Raw genomic sequence first — 1,023 nt, 5'->3', positions numbered from 1 at the left:
AAAGTTTTACCAAATAGCCCCAGAATTAATGTTCAGTAAATTTACTTTCGTAATTTGGGATAAATGCTAAAAGCTAGCATAATAGGTACGGTTATATTTGATAGTTTAAAGCCTATTTTTGGATCAATAAGTAATAGAATTATAGGAATTATAATTCCACCTACGATAGCATAAGCATAATACTCTCCTGCAAAACCGCTGGAGCCCGTTAAAATAGTAACAGATAATTTTCCAGCTGATCCCATCAATGACGATAAAATTCCTGTCCATCCTATGGTAATAGCTAGAATTAAAAAGACCCCGAATACTGAACCATAATAACCAAACGCCGGTCTATGAGAGACGATTTCGTCGATACCATATTTAACATTTTTTTGCGCTGACCATGCACAAATAGTATATGCAGCTAAATTTCCGAAAATGGTCATGACCACTGCAGGGATGAATCCTAATGACTCTGAATAGGTGCTTCCTAATACAAATGAAGCTAATATAATATTTCCCCCAGCATATAGCCAAAACATCGTTATTGGTCCAGCATGTCTAGCTTTTGATGGAATAGGAAAAATGCTGCTAGAGTAATCCGCTGTATCTTTAATCTCGATCTCCTCCCTTGCCCTATTTATTTTTTTAATAAACCATGTAATACCAGATAGAAGATACCAAAAGTGGCAGTATGCCGATCCCAAACAGTAACCAATGATCAATTTTTCTCATATCGTTTACGACATATTCTTCTTCATGTCCCCATTCATTAACCTCTACAAGTTCTTTTTCAATGGCAGCCATATATGCCTCCCCCCTTACCTAAATAATCTGAATGTTAACCTTAAACAGATTGTATACGAAGTTTTAAGCATTCCTACCTAAATGATAGCCCTTTCTTTTATATGCAAAATTAAAAGTTACATAACAGACTTCCTCCTTTAGCTCTATTTTCATCGTTGTGATTCTTTTAATCGTAAGCGTCAAATAATCCCCACCTGTTTTCAGATGGGGATTTGATTTATGCTTTATTTAGAT

General features: G+C 35.2%; 2 protein-coding genes. Both read right to left on the bottom strand.

What is annotated here, in order from left to right; all coding sequences use genetic code 11:
* Positions 1 to 41: 41 nt before the first annotated feature.
* On the bottom strand, positions 42 to 689 hold the full coding sequence (locus FS666_RS19340) for a cytosine permease (protein WP_260842241.1): 648 nt from the start codon (positions 687 to 689) through the stop codon (positions 42 to 44).
* The gene (locus FS666_RS19980; protein ID WP_186306629.1) at positions 631 to 789 is read right to left on the bottom strand and encodes a hypothetical protein; all 159 of its coding nucleotides are present in this window, start codon (positions 787 to 789) and stop codon (positions 631 to 633) included. The genes FS666_RS19340 and FS666_RS19980 overlap by 59 nt, the downstream gene beginning before the upstream one ends.
* Positions 790 to 1,023: the final 234 nt, after the last annotated feature.

It is taken from the genome of Siminovitchia fortis (assembly GCF_007681465.1).
GTDB lineage: Bacteria > Bacillota > Bacilli > Bacillales > Bacillaceae_C > Siminovitchia > Siminovitchia fortis.
The sequence above is the reverse complement of the archived record's forward strand: the minus strand, read 5'-3'. Positions and strand labels throughout refer to the sequence as shown.

Excerpts from the sequence above, each read along its gene's own strand:
- FS666_RS19980 (WP_186306629.1), bottom strand. The coding sequence starts at position 789 with ATGGCTGCCATTGAAAAAGAACTTGTAGAGGTTAATGAATGGGGACAT.